This is a genomic window from Streptomyces sp. NPDC093109 (assembly GCF_040701725.1).
Lineage (GTDB): Bacteria > Actinomycetota > Actinomycetes > Streptomycetales > Streptomycetaceae > Streptomyces.
Genome location: NZ_JBFBEZ010000036.1, coordinates 41,212 through 61,256 on the forward strand (window position 1 = coordinate 41,212; position 20,045 = coordinate 61,256).

Annotated in this window: 14 protein-coding genes and 2 pseudogenes; 10 read left to right on the forward strand and 6 right to left on the reverse strand. The window is 69.6% G+C overall.

The annotated features are described in order from the left end of the window. The first annotated feature begins 72 nt into the window (after positions 1-72). From AB0389_RS28595 to AB0389_RS28605, 3 genes are all read left to right on the forward strand, one after another. Positions 73-4,689, forward strand: coding sequence for an amino acid adenylation domain-containing protein (locus tag AB0389_RS28595; RefSeq protein ID WP_366398390.1), 4,617 nt, complete (start codon positions 73-75; stop codon positions 4,687-4,689). Positions 4,690-4,762: 73 nt separating this feature from the next. After that, complete coding sequence (locus AB0389_RS28600; RefSeq protein WP_366398391.1) at positions 4,763-6,469, forward strand: right-handed parallel beta-helix repeat-containing protein; 1,707 nt, start codon at positions 4,763-4,765, stop codon at positions 6,467-6,469. Continuing rightward, entirely contained in the window at positions 6,466-6,873 is a 408-nt protein-coding gene (locus AB0389_RS28605; RefSeq protein WP_366398392.1) for a hypothetical protein, read from the forward strand. The genes AB0389_RS28600 and AB0389_RS28605 overlap by 4 nt, the downstream gene beginning before the upstream one ends. Positions 6,874-7,225: 352 nt before the next feature. On the opposite strand, the gene AB0389_RS28610 is transcribed toward AB0389_RS28605, so the two are convergent. The 6 genes and pseudogenes from AB0389_RS28610 to AB0389_RS28635 form a co-directional block, all read right to left on the reverse strand. After that, positions 7,226-7,870: a dihydrofolate reductase family protein gene (locus AB0389_RS28610; protein WP_366398393.1), complete on the reverse strand. Its 645-nt coding sequence runs from the start codon at positions 7,868-7,870 to the stop codon at positions 7,226-7,228. 1,521 nt (positions 7,871-9,391) lie between these two features. Further along, entirely contained in the window at positions 9,392-9,952 is a 561-nt protein-coding gene (locus AB0389_RS28615; protein ID WP_366398394.1) for a GNAT family N-acetyltransferase, read from the reverse strand. A gap of 257 nt (positions 9,953-10,209) precedes the next feature. After that, a pseudogene (locus AB0389_RS28620) lies at positions 10,210-10,436 on the reverse strand (IS256 family transposase); the annotation flags it as partial. A gap of 294 nt (positions 10,437-10,730) precedes the next feature. Continuing rightward, on the reverse strand, positions 10,731-11,465 hold the full coding sequence (locus tag AB0389_RS28625) for an alpha/beta hydrolase (RefSeq protein ID WP_366398395.1): 735 nt from the start codon (positions 11,463-11,465) through the stop codon (positions 10,731-10,733). A 439-nt stretch (positions 11,466-11,904) separates the two neighbouring features. Next, positions 11,905-13,944, reverse strand: a complete 2,040-nt coding sequence (locus AB0389_RS28630; protein WP_366398396.1) for a KedN5 family methylcobalamin-dependent radical SAM C-methyltransferase — start codon at positions 13,942-13,944, stop codon at positions 11,905-11,907. Positions 13,945-14,210: 266 nt separating this feature from the next. Beyond that, a pseudogene (locus AB0389_RS28635) lies at positions 14,211-14,606 on the reverse strand (serine hydrolase domain-containing protein); the annotation flags it as partial. 373 nt (positions 14,607-14,979) lie between these two features. On the opposite strand from AB0389_RS28635, the gene AB0389_RS28640 reads away from it, so the two are divergent. The 7 genes from AB0389_RS28640 (at position 14,980) to AB0389_RS28670 (ending at position 20,009) form a co-directional block, all read left to right on the forward strand. Further along, entirely contained in the window at positions 14,980-15,714 is a 735-nt protein-coding gene (locus tag AB0389_RS28640; RefSeq protein ID WP_366398397.1) for a translation initiation factor IF-2, read from the forward strand. Positions 15,715-15,804: 90 nt separating this feature from the next. Then, positions 15,805-15,960, forward strand: a complete 156-nt coding sequence (locus AB0389_RS28645; protein ID WP_366398398.1) for a hypothetical protein — start codon at positions 15,805-15,807, stop codon at positions 15,958-15,960. Positions 15,961-16,091: 131 nt separating this feature from the next. After that, positions 16,092-16,994: a HipA family kinase gene (locus AB0389_RS28650; RefSeq protein WP_366398399.1), complete on the forward strand. Its 903-nt coding sequence runs from the start codon at positions 16,092-16,094 to the stop codon at positions 16,992-16,994. Continuing rightward, positions 16,991-17,377 carry a DUF3037 domain-containing protein gene (locus AB0389_RS28655; protein ID WP_366398400.1) on the forward strand — a complete coding sequence of 129 codons (387 nt, stop codon included), beginning with the start codon at positions 16,991-16,993 and terminating at the stop codon, positions 17,375-17,377. The genes AB0389_RS28650 and AB0389_RS28655 overlap by 4 nt, the downstream gene beginning before the upstream one ends. A gap of 177 nt (positions 17,378-17,554) precedes the next feature. Then, positions 17,555-18,316 (forward strand): 3-oxoacyl-ACP reductase FabG, encoded by a 762-nt coding sequence (fabG, locus tag AB0389_RS28660; RefSeq protein WP_366398401.1) that lies wholly within the window; start codon positions 17,555-17,557, stop codon positions 18,314-18,316. Positions 18,317-18,333: 17 nt separating this feature from the next. Beyond that, positions 18,334-19,158, forward strand: coding sequence for an SDR family oxidoreductase (locus AB0389_RS28665; RefSeq protein WP_366398402.1), 825 nt, complete (start codon positions 18,334-18,336; stop codon positions 19,156-19,158). A gap of 158 nt (positions 19,159-19,316) precedes the next feature. Next, entirely contained in the window at positions 19,317-20,009 is a 693-nt protein-coding gene (locus tag AB0389_RS28670) for a uracil-DNA glycosylase (protein ID WP_366398403.1), read from the forward strand. Positions 20,010-20,045 lie beyond the last annotated feature (36 nt).

The window sequence follows — 20,045 nt, forward strand, 5'->3', positions numbered from 1 at the left end:
CCCCCTCCGATCGCCTTCCTCTGGGCCTCTCCAGTGATCCCTCTCGTTCCCGAAGCAGAAAGCGCTCTCCCCGTGACGCTCGTCAGACTCCCGGCAGCCACCCCGACCCGCAACTACCCGATGTCGTTCGAGCAGGAGTCGATCTGGCTGAACGACCAGCTCCAGGACGGGCCTTCGCGGTATCTGGAATCGTGGGCGTACCGGCTGCGCGGTGCGCGGATCGACGCGGCGGCCGTTCAGCGCGCACTCACCGGGATCGTGGCCCGGCACGAGGCGCTGCGCAGCCGCCTGACCCTGGCCGAGGCCGAAAGCCCGGACGGCGGCGGCAGCGGCAGCGGCGGGGACGGGGACGGAGGCGGGGCGCGGCAGACGGTGATGCCGCCGTCCCAGGTCGAGTTGGACGTGCGCCGGGTGAAGCCGTCCCAACTGCACGCTGCCATGGTGGCGGCGGCCACCCGGCCGGTCTCCCTGGTACGGCCGCCCCTGCTGCGGGCCACCCTGCTGGAGTTGGCCGAGGACGACACCGTCCTGGTGGTGGCGATTCACCACGCGGTGATCGACGGCTGGTGCTTCGCTCTGCTGGACACCGAGTTCAGCGCCCTCTACCGGGCGGCGCTGGACGGTACGCCGTCCCCCCTGCCCGACCTTCCCCTTCAGTTCGGCCCGTATGCGCGGGAGCAGCGCCGGACGGACGCGGGCGGGCGCGGCGGGCGCGAGGAATCCATGGCGTACTGGCGGGAGACGCTGCAAGGGGCCCCGGGGGAGTCCTCGTTCCCCACGGACAGGCCCCGGCCCGCGGTCCTCGGCGCGCGGGGGGACCGCGTCGAGTTCACCCTCGGCGCCGAACTCGGCGCCGGCGTCCGCGGCCTCGCCCGGAGAACGAGGAGCACCCCGTTCACGGTCCTGGCCACGGCGCTGACCGTGCTGCTCTCCCGGCTCTCCGGGCAGGACGACGTGGTGATCGGCACACCTGTCTCCCACCGGGACGAGGAGATCCTCGAACCGATGATCGCCTGCCTGTCCGACATCCTGCCGCTGCGTCAGCGGATACCGGCCGACGTGTCCTTCGCCGGGCTGACGGCCAGGACCAAGGAGCGGGTGTGGGGCGCGGTCGCGCATCGCGACATCCCGTACGCACGGCTGGTCCGCGAGCTGGGGGCGGAGCGCACCCCGGACCGTTTTCCGCTCTTCCAGGTGGTCTTCGGCCTGGACGACGCCCCGGCCCCGGCACTGGACCTGCCGGGCGTGACCGCGGAGCGGCTCTACATCCACTCGGGTACGGCCAAGTACGACGTCTTCCTCCACCTGGTGCCGGCGCGCGGCGGCTTCGACGGCTTCCTGGAGTTCTCCACCGACCTCTTCGACCGCGCCACCGCCCAGCGTCTGACGGAGCGGCTGCGTACCCTGCTGACCGATGCCGTCGCCCACCCCGACCGGCCGGTCCGCGAACTGGACATCCTTCCGGCCGCCGAACGCCGGCTGATCCTCGGGACATGGGCCCACGGGGCCGCCCCGGCCGGGCGTCCCCTCGCGCACGAGGCCTTCGCCGCACAGGCGCTCCGTACACCGCGTGCTCCGGCGGTCGTGTACGGGGACCGCGTCCTGTCGTACGCGGAGCTGGACCGGGCGGCGAACGACGTGGCGGCGCACCTGGTGGCGCGGGGTGCCGCCGGGCGTCCCGTGGGTGTCTGTCTGCGCCGCGGTCCGGAGCTGGCCGTAGCGGTGCTGGGCGTGCTCAAGGCCGGCAGCGGCTGTCTGCCCATCGACCCGGCCCATCCCGCCGGCCGGATCGCCGACATGGCGGCCGACAGCGGGATCGGGATCGCGCTGGTCCAGCGGGATCTGGCCGTACTCCTTCCCGCGACGGTCGAGACGATCTCCTTGGACGACCTGGACGACCTGGACGACTTCAACGACTTCAACGACCTCGACGACCTCAACGACCTCGACGACTTCCCGGCCGCGCCCGAGGCCGACCTGCCCGCCGTGGCCCCCGGCGACCTCGCTTACCTGATCTACACGTCCGGCTCCACCGGCCGCCCCAAGGGCGTCGCCATGCCGCACCGGGCCCTGGCCAACCTGCTGGCGTGGCAGCGGAGCCGCTCCACGGCCGGACCCGGCGCCCGTACGCTGCAATTCGCCGCGCTCGGCTTTGACGTGGCCTTCCAGGAGCTCTTCGCCACCTGGGCCGACGGCGGCACTCTGGTCATGGCCGACGACGAGTCGAGGCGCGACCCGGCCCGCCTCCTCGACCTGCTGGCCGCCGAGCGCGTCGAGCGGCTGTTCCTGCCCTTCGTCGCGCTCCAGCAGCTCGCCGAGTACGCGTGCTCAGCCGGCCGCTCGGCGGGGAGCCTGCGCGAAGTCGTCACCGCGGGCGAGCAGTTGCACGCCACGCCCGCGCTGCGGGAGTTCTTCCGGCAGTGGGCGCCCGGCGCGGTGCTGGAGAACCAGTACGGTCCGTCCGAGACCCATGTGGTCACCTCGGAACGCCTGGGCCACGACCCGGACGCCTGGCCCGACCTGCCGCCCATCGGCCGTCCCGTCGACGGCACCCACGTCCTGCTGCTGGACCGGGACCAGCGGCTCAGCCCCATCGGCGCGGTGGGGGAGATCTGCGTCGGCGGTGACGCCCTCGCCGACGGCTACCTGGGCCAACCGTCTTTGACCGGGCGGAAGTTCATCGAGGACCCCTTCCTCCCTGGGGCCCGCCTCTACCGCACCGGCGACCTGGCCCGGTATCTGGCCGACGGGCGGATCCAGTGGCTGGGCCGCCTGGACGACCAGGTCAAGATCCGCGGACACCGGGTGGAGGTCGGCGAAGTCGCCTCCGCCGTACGGGCCGTGCCCGGAGTGGCCGACGCCGCGGTGGTCGCGCGGGAACCGGCCGCTTCGGAGCACAAGCGGCTGATCGCGTACTACCTTCCGGCCGCCGGATCCGCCCTGCGACCGGACGAGCTGCGCCGCGCGCTGGCGCGACGGCTGCCGGAGTATCTGGTGCCCGCTGTCTGCGTGGCGCTGGCGGAGTTCCCGCGCACGGCGAGCGGCAAGCTGGACCGGGCCGCGCTGCCGCTGCCGGACGCGGTGGGCGGGCAGCCCGCGGACTTGTTCGTGGCGCCGGGGACCCCGACCGAAAGGATCATCGCCGCCGTCTGGCAGGACGTGCTGGGAACGGGCCGGGTCGGTGTCCACGACGACTTCTTCGCCCTCGGCGGATACTCCCTGCCGGCGGTCCGGCTGATCCTGAGGCTCCGTCAGGAACTGGGGGCGCGGATCCCGTTCGGCGCGCTCTCGGTGACACCGACGGTCGCCGGTCTCGCGGCGCTGGTCGACCGAGACGGAGACCGAGACCGAGACCGAGACCGCGACCGGACGGCCGGACGGGACGCCGCCGGGGACCGCGGCTTCGACCCGGCCGCGGAGATCCTGCTGCCGGCCGACATCGTGGCGGCCGGCGCGACGGTCCGGGTCGCGGAGGATCCCGCTCATGTGCTGCTGACGGGCGCCACCGGCTTCCTCGGCGCGTTCACCGTACGGTCCCTGCTGGACCGCACGCGCGCCGTGGTGCACTGCCTGGTCCGCGGCGAGGACGAGGAGCGGGCCGCGGCGCGGCTGCGCGGGGTCATGGAGGGCTACGGAATCCGGCACGAGGGCGACGAGCGGCGGCTGACGATCGTCCTCGGCGATCTGGCGCGGCCCCGCCTGGGCCTCTCCGAGCAGGTCTTCGACGCGCTGGCGCACACCGTGGACGCGGTGTACCACGTGGGCGCGGCGGTGAACCTCGCCTCTCCGTACGGGCAGCTCAAGGCCGCCACGGTGGACGGTACGGCCGAGATACTGCGCCTGGCGGCCCGGCACCGCAGCGTGCCGGTGCACCATGTGTCCACGGTCGGTGTGTACGCGGACAGCGCGGGGCGGCCGGGGCATGCCGGGCAGGCGGGGGAGACCGGGCAGGCGGGCGGGCGGATCGGTCCTGAGCATCCCACCGGTCCCGCGGAGGCTCTGCAACACGGCTACACGCAGAGCAAGTGGGCGGCCGAGAAGCTGATCGAGGCCGCCCGCGCCCGGTCCCTGCCCGCCACCGTCTACCGGCCGACGCGGATCGCGGGGCACAGCCGTACAGGCGCCTGCCAGAGCGGTGACTACCTGTGGCTGATCGTCAAGGGCTGTATCCAGGCCCAGGCCGCGCCCGCCGGAGTGGACACCGCGTTCGACCTGGTGCCCGTGGACTACGCCGGCGACGCCGTCGTCGCCCTGTCCCTGCGGCCTGCGGCGGCGGGCCGCACCTTCCATCTGGCCGCCGGGCGGCTGCTGCGGCTCGACACCGTACTGGGCCGGCTGCGCGCCAAGGGGTACGCGCTGCCCGAGGTCGATCCGCGGGAGTGGCTGGACCGGATCGGCGCGGACGCGGGCAACGCGGCGTTCCCGCTGCTGGGCACGCTGGCCGAGGAGATGACCGGCGGGGGCTCGGAGGGCGGCCTCGTCTTCGACCCCAGCGCCACCGACGCCGCGCTGGCCGGCTCCGGGGTGAACCGTCCGGAGATGGACGAGGAGCTGTTTGCCACCTATATCGGCTACTTCACCCGCACAGGGTGGCTCCTGGAGCCGGAGCCGGAGCCGGACCCGGACCCGGCGCCGGCTCCGGCTCCGGCGAGGCACTCCAGCGGCCACGGCGGGCGGCCACCCGCGTAGCCCGCCTCCGTTCCACCGCTCGGATAACATCGACGGACGGCTCCCATTGAGCAGCCGGAGGGAGAAGGCGGGAATGGTCGCGAGGTATCTCGTCTCGCCGCACGGCGGTCGTCGCGCGTACCCCGACATCACGTCCGCTCTCTTCGCAGCGGCCCGACGGGGCAGAGCGGCGCTGGTCGAGATCGCGCCCGGCCGCTACGAGGAGGCGCTCACGGTCCGGGGCGAGGTCCAGTTGGCCGCGCTCGGCGATCCGGGCTCCGTGGTGGTGAGCCGGCCTCGCGGCGCGGTCCTCGACGCCTTCGGGTCGGTTCGTGTCCACGGCCTTGTGCTGATCGGCCGCGACGCCGAAGTCGTCGGTTGCCACGCGGGGACGCTCACACTTGAGCGCTCGGAGATCCGGGGGCACAACGGTGTCAGTGTGCACGCGAGGCCGAACACCTCGGTGACGTTGCGGGACAGCGTGATTCTGTACGGCCGGACCCTTTTCACCGGGTCCGTCGGGCTCGTCGAACGGTGCCGCTTCACCGACGCCGGTGACAACGCCGTGGCGGTGATCGAAGGTGCTCAGGTCTCGGTCCGCGACAGCTGGATCGGGGGCAGCCGGATCCATGGCGTGCGTGTCAGCGGTGCGCGTGCCCAGGTCACCGGGTGCGAGCTGACCGACACCGGAAAAGCGGCCATCATGGCGGACTCGCAGGCGGAACTCACCGTGACCGGCTGCTCGATCAAGGCCGTGCACGCGGAGGGAATCGCGTTCATCGCACAGTCGAGAGGCTCCGTGGAGAGCACGCGCGTCACCGACGCACAACACGGGATCGCGGTGGCGAGCGGAGCCGACCCGGTGGTGCGTGGCTGCGTGTTCACCGAGTGCCGCGACACCGGTATCAACGTCCACACCTCGGGCCGTGGCAGGTTCGAGGACTGCGAGGTCTTCGACGCGGGCAACATCGCGGTGTTCTCGACCAAGGGCGGCGCTCCTGAGGTGCACGGCTGCCGTGTCTCGCGGGGCAACGTCGGCATAGCCGTCACCGACGCCGGCAGAGGCCGTTTCACCCGGGTCGAGCTGGCGGACCTGACGAGCGTCGCACTGCGGGTCCACGACGAGGCCAGAGCCGTGTTCGAGCACGTCCGTGTCGAGCGCTGCCCGTCGCACGTGGAGACCCGGGGCAATGGCGGCACCACGGCCGACATCTCCGACTCGGTGTTCCGCGATTTCGACATGTCCGCCGTGGAGGTCCTCGGCCAGTCCCGGGTCACGTTGAAAGGCGTGTCGGCGGAGCGCGGAGTGCTGGGCTTCGGTGTCGGCGAGGAGGCTCAGCTGTTCGTGCATGACTGTGACGTCACAGCGGTGAGCTCCTGCGGGGCCATCGGGTTCGGCAAGGGCAGGCTCGTCGCGCGGAACCTCACGGTGACCGGCTCGGAGAGCATCGGCCTCTGCGGGACGGACTCCGCCCGCCTGGATGTCGTGAACAGCGAGTTCGCCGACTGCGCGACAGCGGGCGCGAGCTTCCACGACATGTGCGGCGGACGGCTGGTGGACTGTTCCGTGACCGGAACGCGAGGTGTGGCCGTCCAGGACAACGGCCGCGTCGACCTGGTCTCCCTCCGCACGTCGCTGCCGGTCGTCAAGCAGATCGCCAAGCCGGTCGAGCGCCCGCCGACGATCGTGAACAACTACGCCGGCCCGGTGTTCAACGGCGACGCCCACGGCATTCAGCTGGCGTGGAACAACCACAACGCCATCCAGCGGCAGACCAACGAGGACGGTGCCGGCACATGAACGAGCCACAGAACGTCAACAACTACGACGGTCCGGTGTTCAACGCCGGGGTCTCCGGCGGCCAGTTCGCCTGGAACAACGACACGGTCACCCAGAACCAGCAGAACAACAGCGCTGTGGCCCCGGGCTTCGAGAAGCTCGCCGAGCTGGTCACCGAGCTGCTGCGGCAACTGCCCGAGGCAGGGCTCGCCGATCAGGACCGTGAGGACGCCGATGCGGCGGCCCAAGAGGTCCTCGCGACGATCACCCAGCCGGAACCCCCCGAGCCGGGCAGGCTCCGCCGCGCCATCGCCACCCTCAGGGGAGCGCTGGCCCCGGTCGCGACCGGCGTGGTGGCGGGCACTGCGGCAGGGGCGCAGGAGTGGGCGCGGACGGCGATCGAGGGATTGACCGGCATTGTTTGATCAGCGGCGGCATCAGCGGCTTCTCCGGGGACGGTTCGTGGATCGCAAGGCAGGCACGTTGCGCGATCACCGGGATGAGACGTGCCCGCTACCCCGGTCTCCAGAGGACCCACCTGGAGCACGTCTCTTCCGCCCGTTGCGCTCAACCCCATCCGCCTCGCTGCCTGGTGGAACGGTCACCCGCTCCGACCGCACCCGCGTCGGCCACCTGGCCCGCCTCGGCCTCGCCCGCGCCGCGTGAGAACCCGATTTTGAACCCTTGACCAGGGCGAATCAGCTGAACGGCCGGTCTGAGGTGATCCCCGTCGATTGCCCGGCCGGCCTTTTCAGCGGCCCCGAGTGGGCTCTGGCGTCACCTTCGCCAGAACAGGTGGTGTGTCACGCCGCTCGGGCTGGGCACGACCTCCAGGTGGAACCGGTCGAGCAGCTCATCAGGGGACTCCCACAGCCGTAGTCCGGCCCCGAGCTTCACCGGCGAGACCGCCACATGCATGGTGTCGACGAGGTCGGCATCAAGGAACTGCCGGATGGTGGTAACCCCGCCACCGAGTCGGACGTCCTTGCCCTGCGCCGCTTCCCGCGCCCGTTCGAGGACCGTGCCCGGGCCGGCGTCGACGAAATGGAACGTGGTGTCGGAGAGCGTGAACGACGGACGCTCGTGGTGGGTCATGACGAACACCGGCGTACGGAACGGGGGCTCCTCCCCCCACCAGCCGCGCCACTCATGGTCCGGCCAGGGACCGCGCTGGGGCCCGAACTTGTTGCGGCCCATGATCTCGGCACCGATGTTGCGTGCGAAGTCTCGCGTGAAGTAGTCGTCGAGGCCCCGGCTCCCGCCGGAATCCGTGCGCATGGGCCAGCTCGCCGTGGCTCCGGCCCAGGCGAACAGCCTCTCGGGGTTGTCGAGGCCGAACGGCCGCTCAAGGCTCTGGTGCTCACCGGCACCGATACCGTCACTCGAGACGTTGAAGTTCATGACTCTCAGTAGTTGATTCATGTGTTGCCTCCTCGGATCCTGTCGCGTCATCGTGTGGCCAGGCGCCGCACACTATGACGTCGAACGGGACATGGCCGGATCGACATAGCGGCCCGCGACTTTTTTCCGAGGCGCGTCAGGAAGCAGCCCCGCCGGCCGTGAGGCCGTGACGGACAGGGGACGTTTCGGCGGTTCACATACGGGTTCTGACCGAATGAGCCACGCAGGATCGTCACCAGCCGCAAACAAGGAGGATCCCGCCGCTTACACCCGTACGAGTGAACCTGTGCGAGTGCGCGGGGCGAAGCACGGCCGGCACGACCGGCGATCATGGCACCTCCCCCTCCCGACACCGGTGAACCGGCCGGACCCTGTGGCAGCGGAGGTCATCGCCGCACAGGTGCGGGTCCCCGCAGCCGCATTCGCACGTTCGCGAGGGTCCGGTGGCGTCCTGGGGGCGGGGATCACCCTGCAACGGTCAGGCCCGCGCGCGCCGCGTTCCGCGCATGTCGGGGTCAGGTGCGGTAACCCCCGCCGATCCGATGACCACAGGAACGGCGCATGCGTGGAGAGGCGCCCGGACCCCGCTGCCGCCACTCGAGAAGGAGTAAGACCGACCGGCACATGGGGGGTGGGTGAAGGAGCGGGGCTGGGTGCGTGTGGCTGCAAGGCGGAGGATTGAGTCAACGCGGAGCGTTGGTGAGTGACGACAACGCCGCAGACGCGCGTGCCCGGCCCCGTGACGCCGCCCCCCATGTGCCGGTCGGTCTAAGCATGTCGGATTGGACAGCCACTGTGTACGGAGAGCGCTCCGAGCAGGAGGTCCTTCGCGTAGAGCGCTTCCTGGAAGTCAATCATGTGGAATTCACGCACGTTGACGAGCGGGACCCCGACACGGTCCGCGTCGAACTCACGCCCCCCGACGGCGGTCAGACGATCACAGTGAAGGGGTTCGACCCGGGTGAGCTGGCGGCACACCTGAAGTTGAACAGCTACGCGACATACCTGGGTGGGGCAGATCAACACGGCCGGGGTCGAATGGCTTTCCGGCTACAGGGCCACCGGGATCACGCAGGTCGAGGATCCGAGGAAGACCGGAACAGAGGACTCGTCCCTCTGCCCGACCTACAAGATCACCGTCCGAGGGAGCGACGGCAAGGACTCCATCGACCTCCACGCGGGAATGGTGCTGATCGCCGCGGGCCTCAAGCCCAACCTGCTCGGATGCGCGGGGGAAGAGGAGTACCTGGGGCGAGGTGTGTACTACGCCACCTTGCCCACCGATATCGCAAGGGCCGGGAAACAAGGCGCCATCGGGGTCGTAGGCGCTGGAGACACCGCCTCCGTGGCCGCCGTTCTGCTCGCCGAGGAGAAGGCCAAGGATCCCGCGCACACATCGCAGGTGGTCATGTTCGTCCGGGGAAAACTCGGCAAGGCACCTGGCAGAAGGCCATCAAGGAGGGAACAGCGCTCTACAGGTACTACGAGGCCACCGCACCCAGGAATGAGAAGTCAGCAGGAACAAGCGCCACTTCGAGACGTCTATCGGGTCTGTTCCCACTCGGTCCGGGTGAGTTCGTACTCGACTTCGCCCTGCTCGGAGCCCTCGATCGCCTCCGGCCAGTCCCCGGTGAAGTTCCGGACGAGGGACAGGCCCGACTTCTCCATGACGCGACGGGAACGGGTGTTGACGGCCATCGTGTTCGCCGTGACCCGCTCGACTTCCAGGTCCGTGAAGCCCTTGTGGATCAGGGCCCGGGCTCCTTCGGTGGCGTAACCGCGTCCCCATGCCGCCTGGTTCAACCGGTAGCCGAGTTCGACCACGGCTGTGCTCTGCTCCTGCAACGGCCGGAACTCGAACCAGCCCAGGAAGGTGCCGGTGGTCTTCTCCTGCACGGCCCAGTAACCGTGGCTCTCCCAGCACGGGTATTCGTGCAGGAGCCGGGGCAGGGTCCGCGTCTCGATCGCCTGGCGGCTGGTGGGACGGCCACCGTTGATGAAGCGCATGACCTCGGGGTCGTTGTCCAGGGCGAGCAGGTGGTCGGTGTCGGCCGCCGTGAACGCGCGCAGGACGAGCCGGTCGGTCTCCAGGAAGTTGGTCATGCCGCGATTTTTCACCATGGGCCGGCCGGGCTTGCCACCCATTTTCCGACCTGCGTCAGGTGGTGGTGTTCATGCCGCTCAGGCCGCGGGTCGTTCGACCGGGACGCCCCGTCCGAAGCGGGCGCCGGCTCGGACGAGGGCGACGAGGCGGGGTGCGGTGATCGCCCGCCGGCGGGCCCGGGCGGACTCGGTGAGCTCGAAGACCACCGCCAGCGCGGCGGCCGGGCCGCCCGCGCCGCGGGCACGATGTCCCCGCCCGACAGGCCGTGCAGGCAGAGCAGCGGCAGGACCTCGGTGACCTTCGGGGCTTGCGGCACCACGGGGCCATGATCTTGGAGGAGAACCGCTTGCGCTCCCCGGTGGTCGCCTCGACGCGCTTGTCGTTCACGCGCTGCGCGCTGACCTCGACCGCTCCGGCGGCCGTGGTGACCTGCCGGGTACGGTGGCGGCCGTTGCGGACCACCAGCCGGCGCCCCTGCTCGTCCCGCTCGCACCACACTGGCGAGACCACCCTCAACTGCCCACCGAAGCGGCACAGCAATGCGGCATCCCACCTCACCAATTGCCCTGCCGAAGACTGGAGCGACGGCTTCATCCCCGGAAACGGGCAGAACGACGAGTATCCCGACGAAGACACAGTGCTCCTCGGCGAGGCGTTCCGGATCGTCCGCCACATCATCGTCCATGGCACCCCGCCCCCAGGCGGGGCCTGTTGTCTCGATGAGCAGCTTCCTGGCCGCCAGTGCCTACCGTCTGTGGCCTGCCTGACGGCCCGGTCTCATTTCAGGTGCCGTGTGAAGAACTTGGCCGCGGCGTCCCCGGCGAACTGCGGGACGCCGGTGTGCCCGCCCATGTTGGCGTGCAGGGACTTCTCCTTGGAGCCGAAGGCATCGAACAGGTTCAGGGCCGCCTGCCGGTCGTTCCCTTCGTCGTCCCACTGCAGCAGGACGTGCAGCGGAATGGTGACCTGCCGGGCCTCCTCGAACATGGCGCGAGGAACGAAACTCCCGGCGAAGAAGCCGGCGGCCACGATGCGCGGCTCGACCACCGCAAGCCGGACGCCGATGGAGATCACTCCCCCCGAGTACCCGACTGGGCCGCCGATCTCGGGCAGCGACAGGAGGGCGTCCAGGGCGGCCTGCCATTCCGGGACCGCCTTGTCGACCAGCGGGAGGATGAGGGCGTCGATGATCTCGTCGGTGACCGGCTCGCCGGTCTCCATCGCCCGCCGGAGGTCAGCGCGGGCCCGCTCGGCGGCGGGCCAGCGGGGCCGGTCGCCGCTTCCGGGGAGCTCGACGGTGGCCGTGGCGAAGCCCTCGGCCGCGGAATGCCGGGCCCGGTCCACCAGGCGGGGGTACATCCTGCGCAGCCCGAGGGGAGGGTGACCCAGCAGGATCAGCGGCGTCGGTGCCGGTACGGATGCAGGCGTCCACAGGATGCCGGGAATCTCACCGAGGGTGAATTCGCGTTCGAGGACGCCGCCGTCGAGGCGCTGCTCGGAAGTGAAATGCATGGTCGTGCCTTTCGGGAGTGCACTGGAACGGCGCTCCCGGACGACCTGTCTATCGCCCGACCGTGGCCCCGGAGGGGAGCACCCATGTCGATACCGCGTTCACGGGTACCACCTCCTCGTTCTCTCGCACGGCCTCCGTGGAAAGTAGCAGTGGCCGCCCGTGGGCTGCCAATGATTTTTGCGGAGGCCCCCTCGTAGGACTCCGGACCATGTACTGGGTTTGGCTTCCGAGCCGGAGCCTCAGCTGTTGGCCAGGGTTCGGTCGAGGAGGGGGAGCGGGCGGCCCCAGCGGGATATGACGCCTCCGGATATTCGATCTGACGTATGAGTGCCGCGAGCGGGAACTTGAGCAGCTGGCGGAGCGTCTGACATGCCGTAGGACGGGGACATCGGTGTTTCACAGCCAGTGAAGTGGCTACGGGGCGGATCGGCTGACGGCTTATGAGCAGCCCCCGTTTCCGCTGAGGAGCAGGGAGATGCCCTGGGACCCGCCAAGGGGTGGTTCGGTATCCGCAGCGGTGTGTTGTGCCACTGACGCGGCTCTGCTTGCGGCGTCCTCGATTTCCGAGCGGGTCATGCCGACGAAGTAGACCATCTGCTCGTGGTTCGTGGATCCGATGAAGTTCTCCGCGCCAACCCGGTAATAGAGGTCGACCGTGCGCGCGCCGCCGCGGGCGGTCTGAATCGCGGTTTCACGCTCTCCGAGTCTCAGTGCGTCGAGGACCGCCGGAACGTCGTAGGACAGTGCGACTTGGGGACGTTTGAGGTAGAGGTCGCCGTGGATGTTCTCGATGGGAAGTGATGCGGGTTCTCCGCCGGGGGCCGGATGGGGGCAGTACGGCTGGGTCAGCAGGTCGTAGCGGAAGATCTCCTCCAGGAGGTCCGCGTCGTGGGCGGGCAGGAGCGGACCGAGCGACTCCCGCCACCACCGGGACAGCACCTGCTTGGCCGCCGGTTCGCCGAACAGGTACTTGACCGCGTCCCCGTAAGCCACGTCGCTGTTCCCGGCCTGCGATACGCACGTCCGCAGGGGCACGGCGCCGGGGTCGTCCGTCTCGCGAATCCATGTGTCGAGGTTGATGAGGACCATGGACTGGGTGATGTCGCTCAGCTCCCGGATACCGGTCCAGGTCCCACGCAGGACGACGTTCTCCGCCATGACACGCGTCCAGAACAGGAATCGTTTCATCATCTGGTTGTCGGCGAACGTCATCGTGTTGTGGGCGAGGATGTACTCGAAGTCGTCCGTATCGCCGCGCACCGACACGATTCCGTACTGCGACTTCTTCTCCATGTATTCGGTGTTGGGAAGAAGGTGCAGTGGGTAGACGGCGATGCGGGAAACGTGCCGGGAGAGCCGGTCGTAGCCGGCCATGAAGGAATTGACGGTCTCGCCGGGTGCGCCCCAGATCATTTCCGCGTAGCAGTCCAGACCTTCCTGGTTCAGCCACTTGGCGAGGTCCTCCCACTGGTTGACTTTCATGTTCTTGCGGTTCATCGTCTCCAGGGCGCTTTCGTCCAGCGTCTGGAGTGCGAGGGTGAAGGAACTCCGCATGCCGTGCTTCTTCATCTTGCGAACGATGTCGTAGAAGAACCTCGACTTGTTCTTCGCCCACGATGTCTCCAGCGCGCGGGGGTATCCGTACTGTGCACGCAGGTCGATCAAGTCGTCGACGAATTCCGCGTCGGCGGGAAGAATGCCGAAATTCGCGTCGCACAGGACGATGGTGTGCACCTTGTGCTGCGCGAAGAGCTCCAGCTCCGCTCTCAGGCGTTCACGCGAGAAACTCTGCACGCGCTGTCCGACCGCTCCACCCCAGTAGCAGAAGGAGCATTTGTACGGGCATCCCCGGTTGGTCTCCATGAGCGCTACGTCGTACCGGAACCGGCCCTCGTCGTCCGTGAGCGGCAGCGCGCCGGTCAGGAACGGTGACGGGATGATATCGAGGTTGTCGATACGCCCGCGGGCCACCGTGGTCACCAGCTCCCCACCAGCATCCCGGAAACTCACACCGGCGACCCGCGCGAGGTCATGCCTCGGCACCCCTGCCAGGTAAGCGTCCACCAGGTCCGTGATCACCAGCTCGCCCTCGCCATTGACGACCACGTCGACGTCCGGGAACTGACCGAACGTACGCTGCGCCTGGTGAGCGACATGGGTGCCGCCGAAAATCACCAGGCCCTGGGGGTTGACCTGTTTGAACGTCTCGGCAAGGGAACCGAACTCCCGGAAGTTCCAGCCGAGCACCGAGAAAGCCAGGATGTCGGGCGGGCCATCCGCGAACAGCTCGTTCGCCATCTGCATCAGGGTGACGCCTCCGCGGAAATTGCGGATAGTCACCTCGGTCTTGTCACGGGTCCGTGCGTCGGCCAGGATCGATGCCTTCAGATAGCCGGATGCGAGCGGCATCGATTCCAGAGGCATGTCCCACACGCCCTGCTGGACCAGACAGACCGAAATCCGCTTCGACGTCGCCATGTGTGCGCCTCTCCGTCTCCGGTAACGCGGAAGTCCGCGACCTGGCCTCCCGGCCGCGGGCCGAAATATCCGGAGACAACGTATGTCTGCCGGTCCGGGCACGCATCCCGTCATGCTCTGAATGGCGGTGCAGCCGACCAGGACCGCCTACTCGACATTTCGGCCGACTGCGGCGGGACCGAGGCCACCTTCACCACCGCCTCGTGGGGGCGTGCCCTCACCACGGCCGGGAGCGCGACGTTGAAATCCTTTTTCAGCCACACATGGGAGACGACCGGAACAGTGCGTTGCATCTGCGCCAGCGACGACGGGCTGACGATCTCTCCGGCCAGCAGCATGCCGTAGAAACGGTTGAGGTCCGCGACGGTTGATATCAGCGAGGCCGACGGCCCCACCCATGACATGTCGTAGACGCTGTAGTCGCGCGGTGGGTCGATCATGCCGAACTACGCCTCGTAGAGCTGCGAGTGCGGCCCGTCAACGTACGGTCCGGCGGGGAATTCGGTGTCCCGGAGCCCGGCACGCTCGATGACGTTCCGGGTGATGTACCGCTCGGCCGTAGTGCCGGTCACCCGTTCCAGGAGTTCGCCGAGAAGCAGGTAGTTGGTGTTGGAGTACACCCCCGGCGTACGGCCCGGGGTGCCGACGGCGGGTGCGGTGACCGGCTCGGGTGCGGTGACCGGCTCGGGAGCGCCGGCAAACGATGTCCGCCGACAGGATCGGATCCGTCCTCCTATGGATCAACACCGATCGCACCTATGGGCCTCAGACGTGGAGCTCCTGCGGGAAACCGGCAGCCGGAGTACGGGACCGGGTACGGGCCCGGAGCACCACGACAGGACCGGAGACATCGGCCGAAACCACCGGCACATCCGCCAACTGCGCTAACAGTTAAGACAGTTCAGCAGAACACAGTCATAGGCTGCCCGCTGTGGACCGGCCGGCCCTCGCCCCGAGATGATCTCCGGCTACGAAAATCCTGGCCTGAGTGCGGGAGCGCTTGCCCGACGCGCGCGGCGCCGGAAGGGTGACCACATGCGCCGACTGATGCTGCTCGCCCCGCTGTTGCTGTTCACCGTCGGCTGCGGGGTGGTGCGGTCCTCCGAGGACGTGGCTACGGACGCCGCGCGGGAGGTGGCCAGGCAGGCGGGCGAGCGGCTCTACGGGCAGCGTCCGCGCACGGCGGAGGAAGTCGGGCGCTCCGCCTCCGGGATCGACGGGGTGGAGGTGTTGCGGGTGACGGGTACCTCGACACACGACGGGGACGGTATCGACGTGGTCGTCGCCACGTCCGCCTCCGCGTACAACAGATGGCGCGACCTTGAGGAGGTCACCGTGCGGCGCTGTTTCGCGGTGCGGGTGTCGCCCACGTCGCAGTGGCGTGCCGATCCCCGTGACGTTGACTGCCCGGACGGCCCTCCGCTGACCTTCGCCCCGCCACCCGAACCGCCCCGGCTGCCGTCAGAGGAGCTCCGCGCGAAACTTCCCCGGGTTCCGGAGGGCGGCCGGGCGGACGAGGCCGAGGTGCGCCGTACCCTCGCCGCCCTGGATCTGGATCCGGCGATCCGTACCGAGGTGACGGCGGACGACGGCCGGGTCGGCGTTCTCCTGTCGGTGAAGGGCAACGGCTTCGACGCGCAGGACTGCCTTCTTGCCCGCGTGGGCCCCGGCGCCACCGAGGTGTGGACGCCGCCCCGGATCCAGCGGATGCCCGGAGAAGGCGGCTGCACCGTCGGCAACGCCCTGGACCCGGCACCACCACCACACTGAACGGGATACCTGGCTGCCTCTGGCCACAGGCCCGCCCTCGCGGATGACACCGATCGTCGAATCGTTCCCGCCGGTTGAGGCGGAGCTTCCGTGGGGGAAGCCGGAGGGGGCGAAACCCCGGCGGTGGGCGGCAGCCCCGTACGCCTCGGTCACTCCTCGCCCGCGATCACCCTCGGTTACTATGCTCACTTCATGCCGGAGGCCGGAAGCAAGGGGCGCGCTGTCGTCGACGGGCTGCTCGGGTAAGAAGGGGGAGGGGTATGCCGGTCGAGACTCCCCGGATTCTCCCCAAGGTCACGGGCGGGCGATTCCCGCTGCTGCACCCCTTCGGAACTGGCCGTGGATTGCAAGGCTGAAGAGATGGATGTCCTGGGAAAATGTTGAACGAGGTCACGGCGACCCGCTATGTCACGCCCCTGCGTGAGGGCGGCTCGCTTCCGGGGATCGTCGAGGCCGACGATCTCGGTACGTACGTCATGAAGTTCACCGGCGCCGGGCAGGGCCGCAAGACCCTGGTGGCCGAGGTGATCTGCGGTCAGCTCGCGCGCCGGCTCGGGCTGCGCGTGCCGGAGCTGGCGCGGATGTGGCTCGATCCGGTGATCGGGCTCTCCGAGCCGGACCAGGAGGTGCAGGAACTGCTCAAGGCGAGCGGTGGGCTGAACCTCGGGATGGACTTCCTGCCGGGATCGATCGGCTTCGATCCGCTCGCCTACGAGGTGGATCCGGCCGAGGCCGGGCGCGTCGTCTGGTTCGACGCGGTGATCAACAACGTCGACCGGTCCTGGCGCAACCCCAACATGCTGGTCTGGCACGGAGATCTCTGGCTCATCGACCACGGCGCCACCATGATCTGGCACCACAACTGGCCGGGCGCCCAGACCTCCGCCGCCAAGCCCTACAACGCCTCCGACCACGCGCTCGCGCCCTTCGGTCCTGATGTCGCGGCGGCAGCCGCGCGGCTCGCGCCGCTGGTCACCGAGGAGTTGCTGACCGAGATCGCCGCCGAGGTGCCCGACGAGTGGCTGATCGACGAGCCGGGGTTCGACTCGCTCGACGCGCTGCGCCGGGCGTATGTGGAACCGCTGCTCGCGCGCGCCGCGACCATCCACGAGCGCGTCGTCCTGGACGCGCCCACCCGGGACACCCCGTCCCGGGCCCCGGGCTGGCTCGCCGACCGACTGACGCCCGTGCCCCGCGGCACAAAGGCGCACGGCACAAAGGCGCACGACGCAAAGGCGCACGGTACAGAGGCGCACGACACGAAGGACGGCGGCCGATGAGCGGCGGGCGGGACGTCTACGAGTACGCGCTGCTGCGCGTCGTGCCGCGCGTCGAGCGCGGCGAGTGTTTCAACGCCGGAGTGCTGGTCTACTGCCGCGCGCACTCCTATGTCGCGGCCAGGACCCTGCTGGACGAGCAGAAGCTCAGGGCCCTCGACCCGACGGCCGACATCGTGGGGGTACGGGCCGCCCTGCGCGCGGTCGAGGGCGTCTGCGCCGGCGGCGACGCGGCCGGGCAGGCGGCGGGCGACGACGCCGGCCGGCGGTTCCGGTGGCTGATCGCGCCGCGCTCGACCGTCGTACAGCCCGGTCCCGTACACACCGGGCTGACCGCCGATCCACGGGCCGAGACCGAGCGGCTGCTCGACCTCCTGGTGCGCTGACGCACGGCCGTGTGATCTCCCGCGCCGATCCGGCCATCGGGTGCCGCGGACGTTGACACCGGGTGCCGGGGCTTCTAGCGTCTCGACTGCTACCTACTAAGCGGTTGCTCAGCGGTTGCTCCGCGATTGCTCAGTGGTCGGGAGACCCGCGGAGCCCCAGTGCGAGGAGAAAACAGGATGTCCACCACCGAGCAGCGCGTGGCTGTCGTGACCGGGGCGGCGAGGGGCATTGGCGCCGCCACCGCGGTCCGGCTGGCCGCTGAGGGCCGGGCCGTCGCCGTACTCGACCTCGACGAGGCCGCCTGCAAGGACACCGTCGAGAGGATCACCGCGGCCGGCGGGACCGCGCTCGCCGTCGGCTGCGACGTCTCCGACAGCGCACAGGTGACGGCCGCCGTCACCCGGATCGCGGCCGAACTGGGAGCGCCGACGGTCCTCGTGAACAACGCGGGCGTGCTCCGGGACAACCTGCTTTTCAAGATGAGCGAGTCCGACTGGGACACCGTGGTGAACGTGCACCTCAAGGGCGCGTTCCTGATGTCGAAGGCATGCCAGAAGTACATGGTGGACGCCGGCTTCGGCCGGATCGTCAGCCTCTCCTCCAGCTCCGCGCTCGGCAACCGGGGCCAGGCCAACTACGCGGCCGTCAAGGCGGGGCTCCAGGGCTTCACCAAGACCCTCGCCAAGGAGCTGGGCAAGTTCGGCATCACCGCCAACGCGGTGGCACCCGGCTTCATCGTCACCGACATGACCGCGCAGACCGCCGCCCGTGTCGGCATGGGCTTCGAGGAGTTCCAGGCCGCGGCGGCCACCCAGATCCCGGTCGCGCGCGTCGGGAAGCCGGAGGACATCGCGAACGCCATCGCCTTCTTCACGGGCGAGGACGCCGGATTCGTCTCCGGCCAGGTCCTGTACGTCGCCGGCGGACCGCTCAACTGAGAACGGGGGAGACGGATATGACGGACACGACGGATGCGACGGACGCGACGGACGCGACGGAGCGGAGCGCGCGGGAGCGGCAGCCGCGGCGGACCCCGGAGAGCGGCCGGGTCGCCCTGGTGACGGGCGCGAGCCGGGGCATCGGGTACGGGATCGCCGAGGCGCTCGTCGCCCGGGGCGACCGCGTATGCATCACGGGGCGGGGCGAGGAGGCCCTCAAGGAGGCCGTCGAGCGGCTCGGCTCCGACCGGGTCATCGGCGTCGCGGGCAAGGCACATGACGAGGCGCACCAGGCGTTCGCCGTGGAGCGCGTCATGGAGACGTTCGGCCGGGTCGACTTCCTCGTCAACAACGCCGGTACGAACCCGGTTTTCGGCCCGCTGGCCGAGCTGGACCTGGCCGTCGCGCGCAAGGTCTACGAGACCAACGTCATCTCGGCGCTCGGCTTCGCCCAGCAGACCTGGCGCGCCTGGCAGCGGGAGAACGGCGGCGCCATCGTGAACATCGCGTCGGTCGCCGGGATCTCGGCGTCGCCCTTCATCGGCGCGTACGGCATGAGCAAGGCCGCGATGGTCAATCTGACCCTCCAGCTGGCCCACGAGTTCGCCCCGGCCGTCCGTGTCAACGCGATCGCGCCGGCCGTCGTCAAGACGAGGTTCGCGCAGGCGCTGTACGAGGGCAGGGAAACCGAGGCCGCCGCCGCCTACCCGCTGGGGAGGCTGGGGATGCCCGAGGACATCGGCGGCGCGGCCGCGTTCCTCACCTCCGACCAGTCGGACTGGATCACCGGGCAGACGCTGGTGGTCGACGGCGGGATCTTCCTCAACGCCGGAGTGGGCTGACGCGGGGAGCGGGGAGCGGGGAGCGGGGAGCGGAGAGCGGAGAGCGGAGAGCGGAGAGCGGAGAGCGGGGCGGAAAACGGCCGGTAGAGGCGATTGTCAGTGGTGCCCGGTAGGTTCAGGAGCAGTTCGCAAGTGATCCCTTACCGGAGGTTGTTGACGTGACCTACACCGACATGCTGCCCGAGCCCTGGCGCGGCGTCCTCGGCGAGGAGCTGGAGAAGCCCTACTTCAAGGAGCTGACCGACTTCGTGGCGGAGGAGCGGGCGAGGGGTCCGGTCTATCCGCCCCGGGACGAGGTCTTCGCGGCGCTCGACGCCACCCCGTACGACCGGGTGAAGGTGCTGGTCCTCGGCCAGGACCCGTACCACGGAGCGGGGCAGGGGCACGGGCTGTGCTTCTCCGTGCGCCCCGGCGTCAGGACTCCGCCCTCCCTGCGGAACATCTACAAGGAGATGAAGGAGGAGCTGGGCCACCCGGTGCCGGACAACGGCTATCTGATGCCCTGGGCCGAGCAGGGGGTGCTGCTGCTGAACGCCGTGCTGACGGTCCGCGAGGGCGAGGCGAACTCGCACAAGGGCAAGGGCTGGGAGAAGGTGACGGACGCGGTGATCCGCGCCGTCGCCGAGCGGCCCGACCCGGCGGTCTTCGTCCTCTGGGGCGCCTACGCGCAGAAGAAGCTGCCGCTGATCGACGAGGAGCGGCATGTGGTGGTGAAGGGCGCGCATCCCTCGCCGCTCTCCGCGAAGAAGTTCTTCGGCTCGCGCCCGTTCAGCCAGATCAACGAGGCGATCGCGGCGCAGGGGCACGAGCCCATCGACTGGCGTATCCCGGATCTCGCCGACCGAGCCTGAGAGGGATTGTCCTTCGCTGCGGTTAGCGTCTAGTTT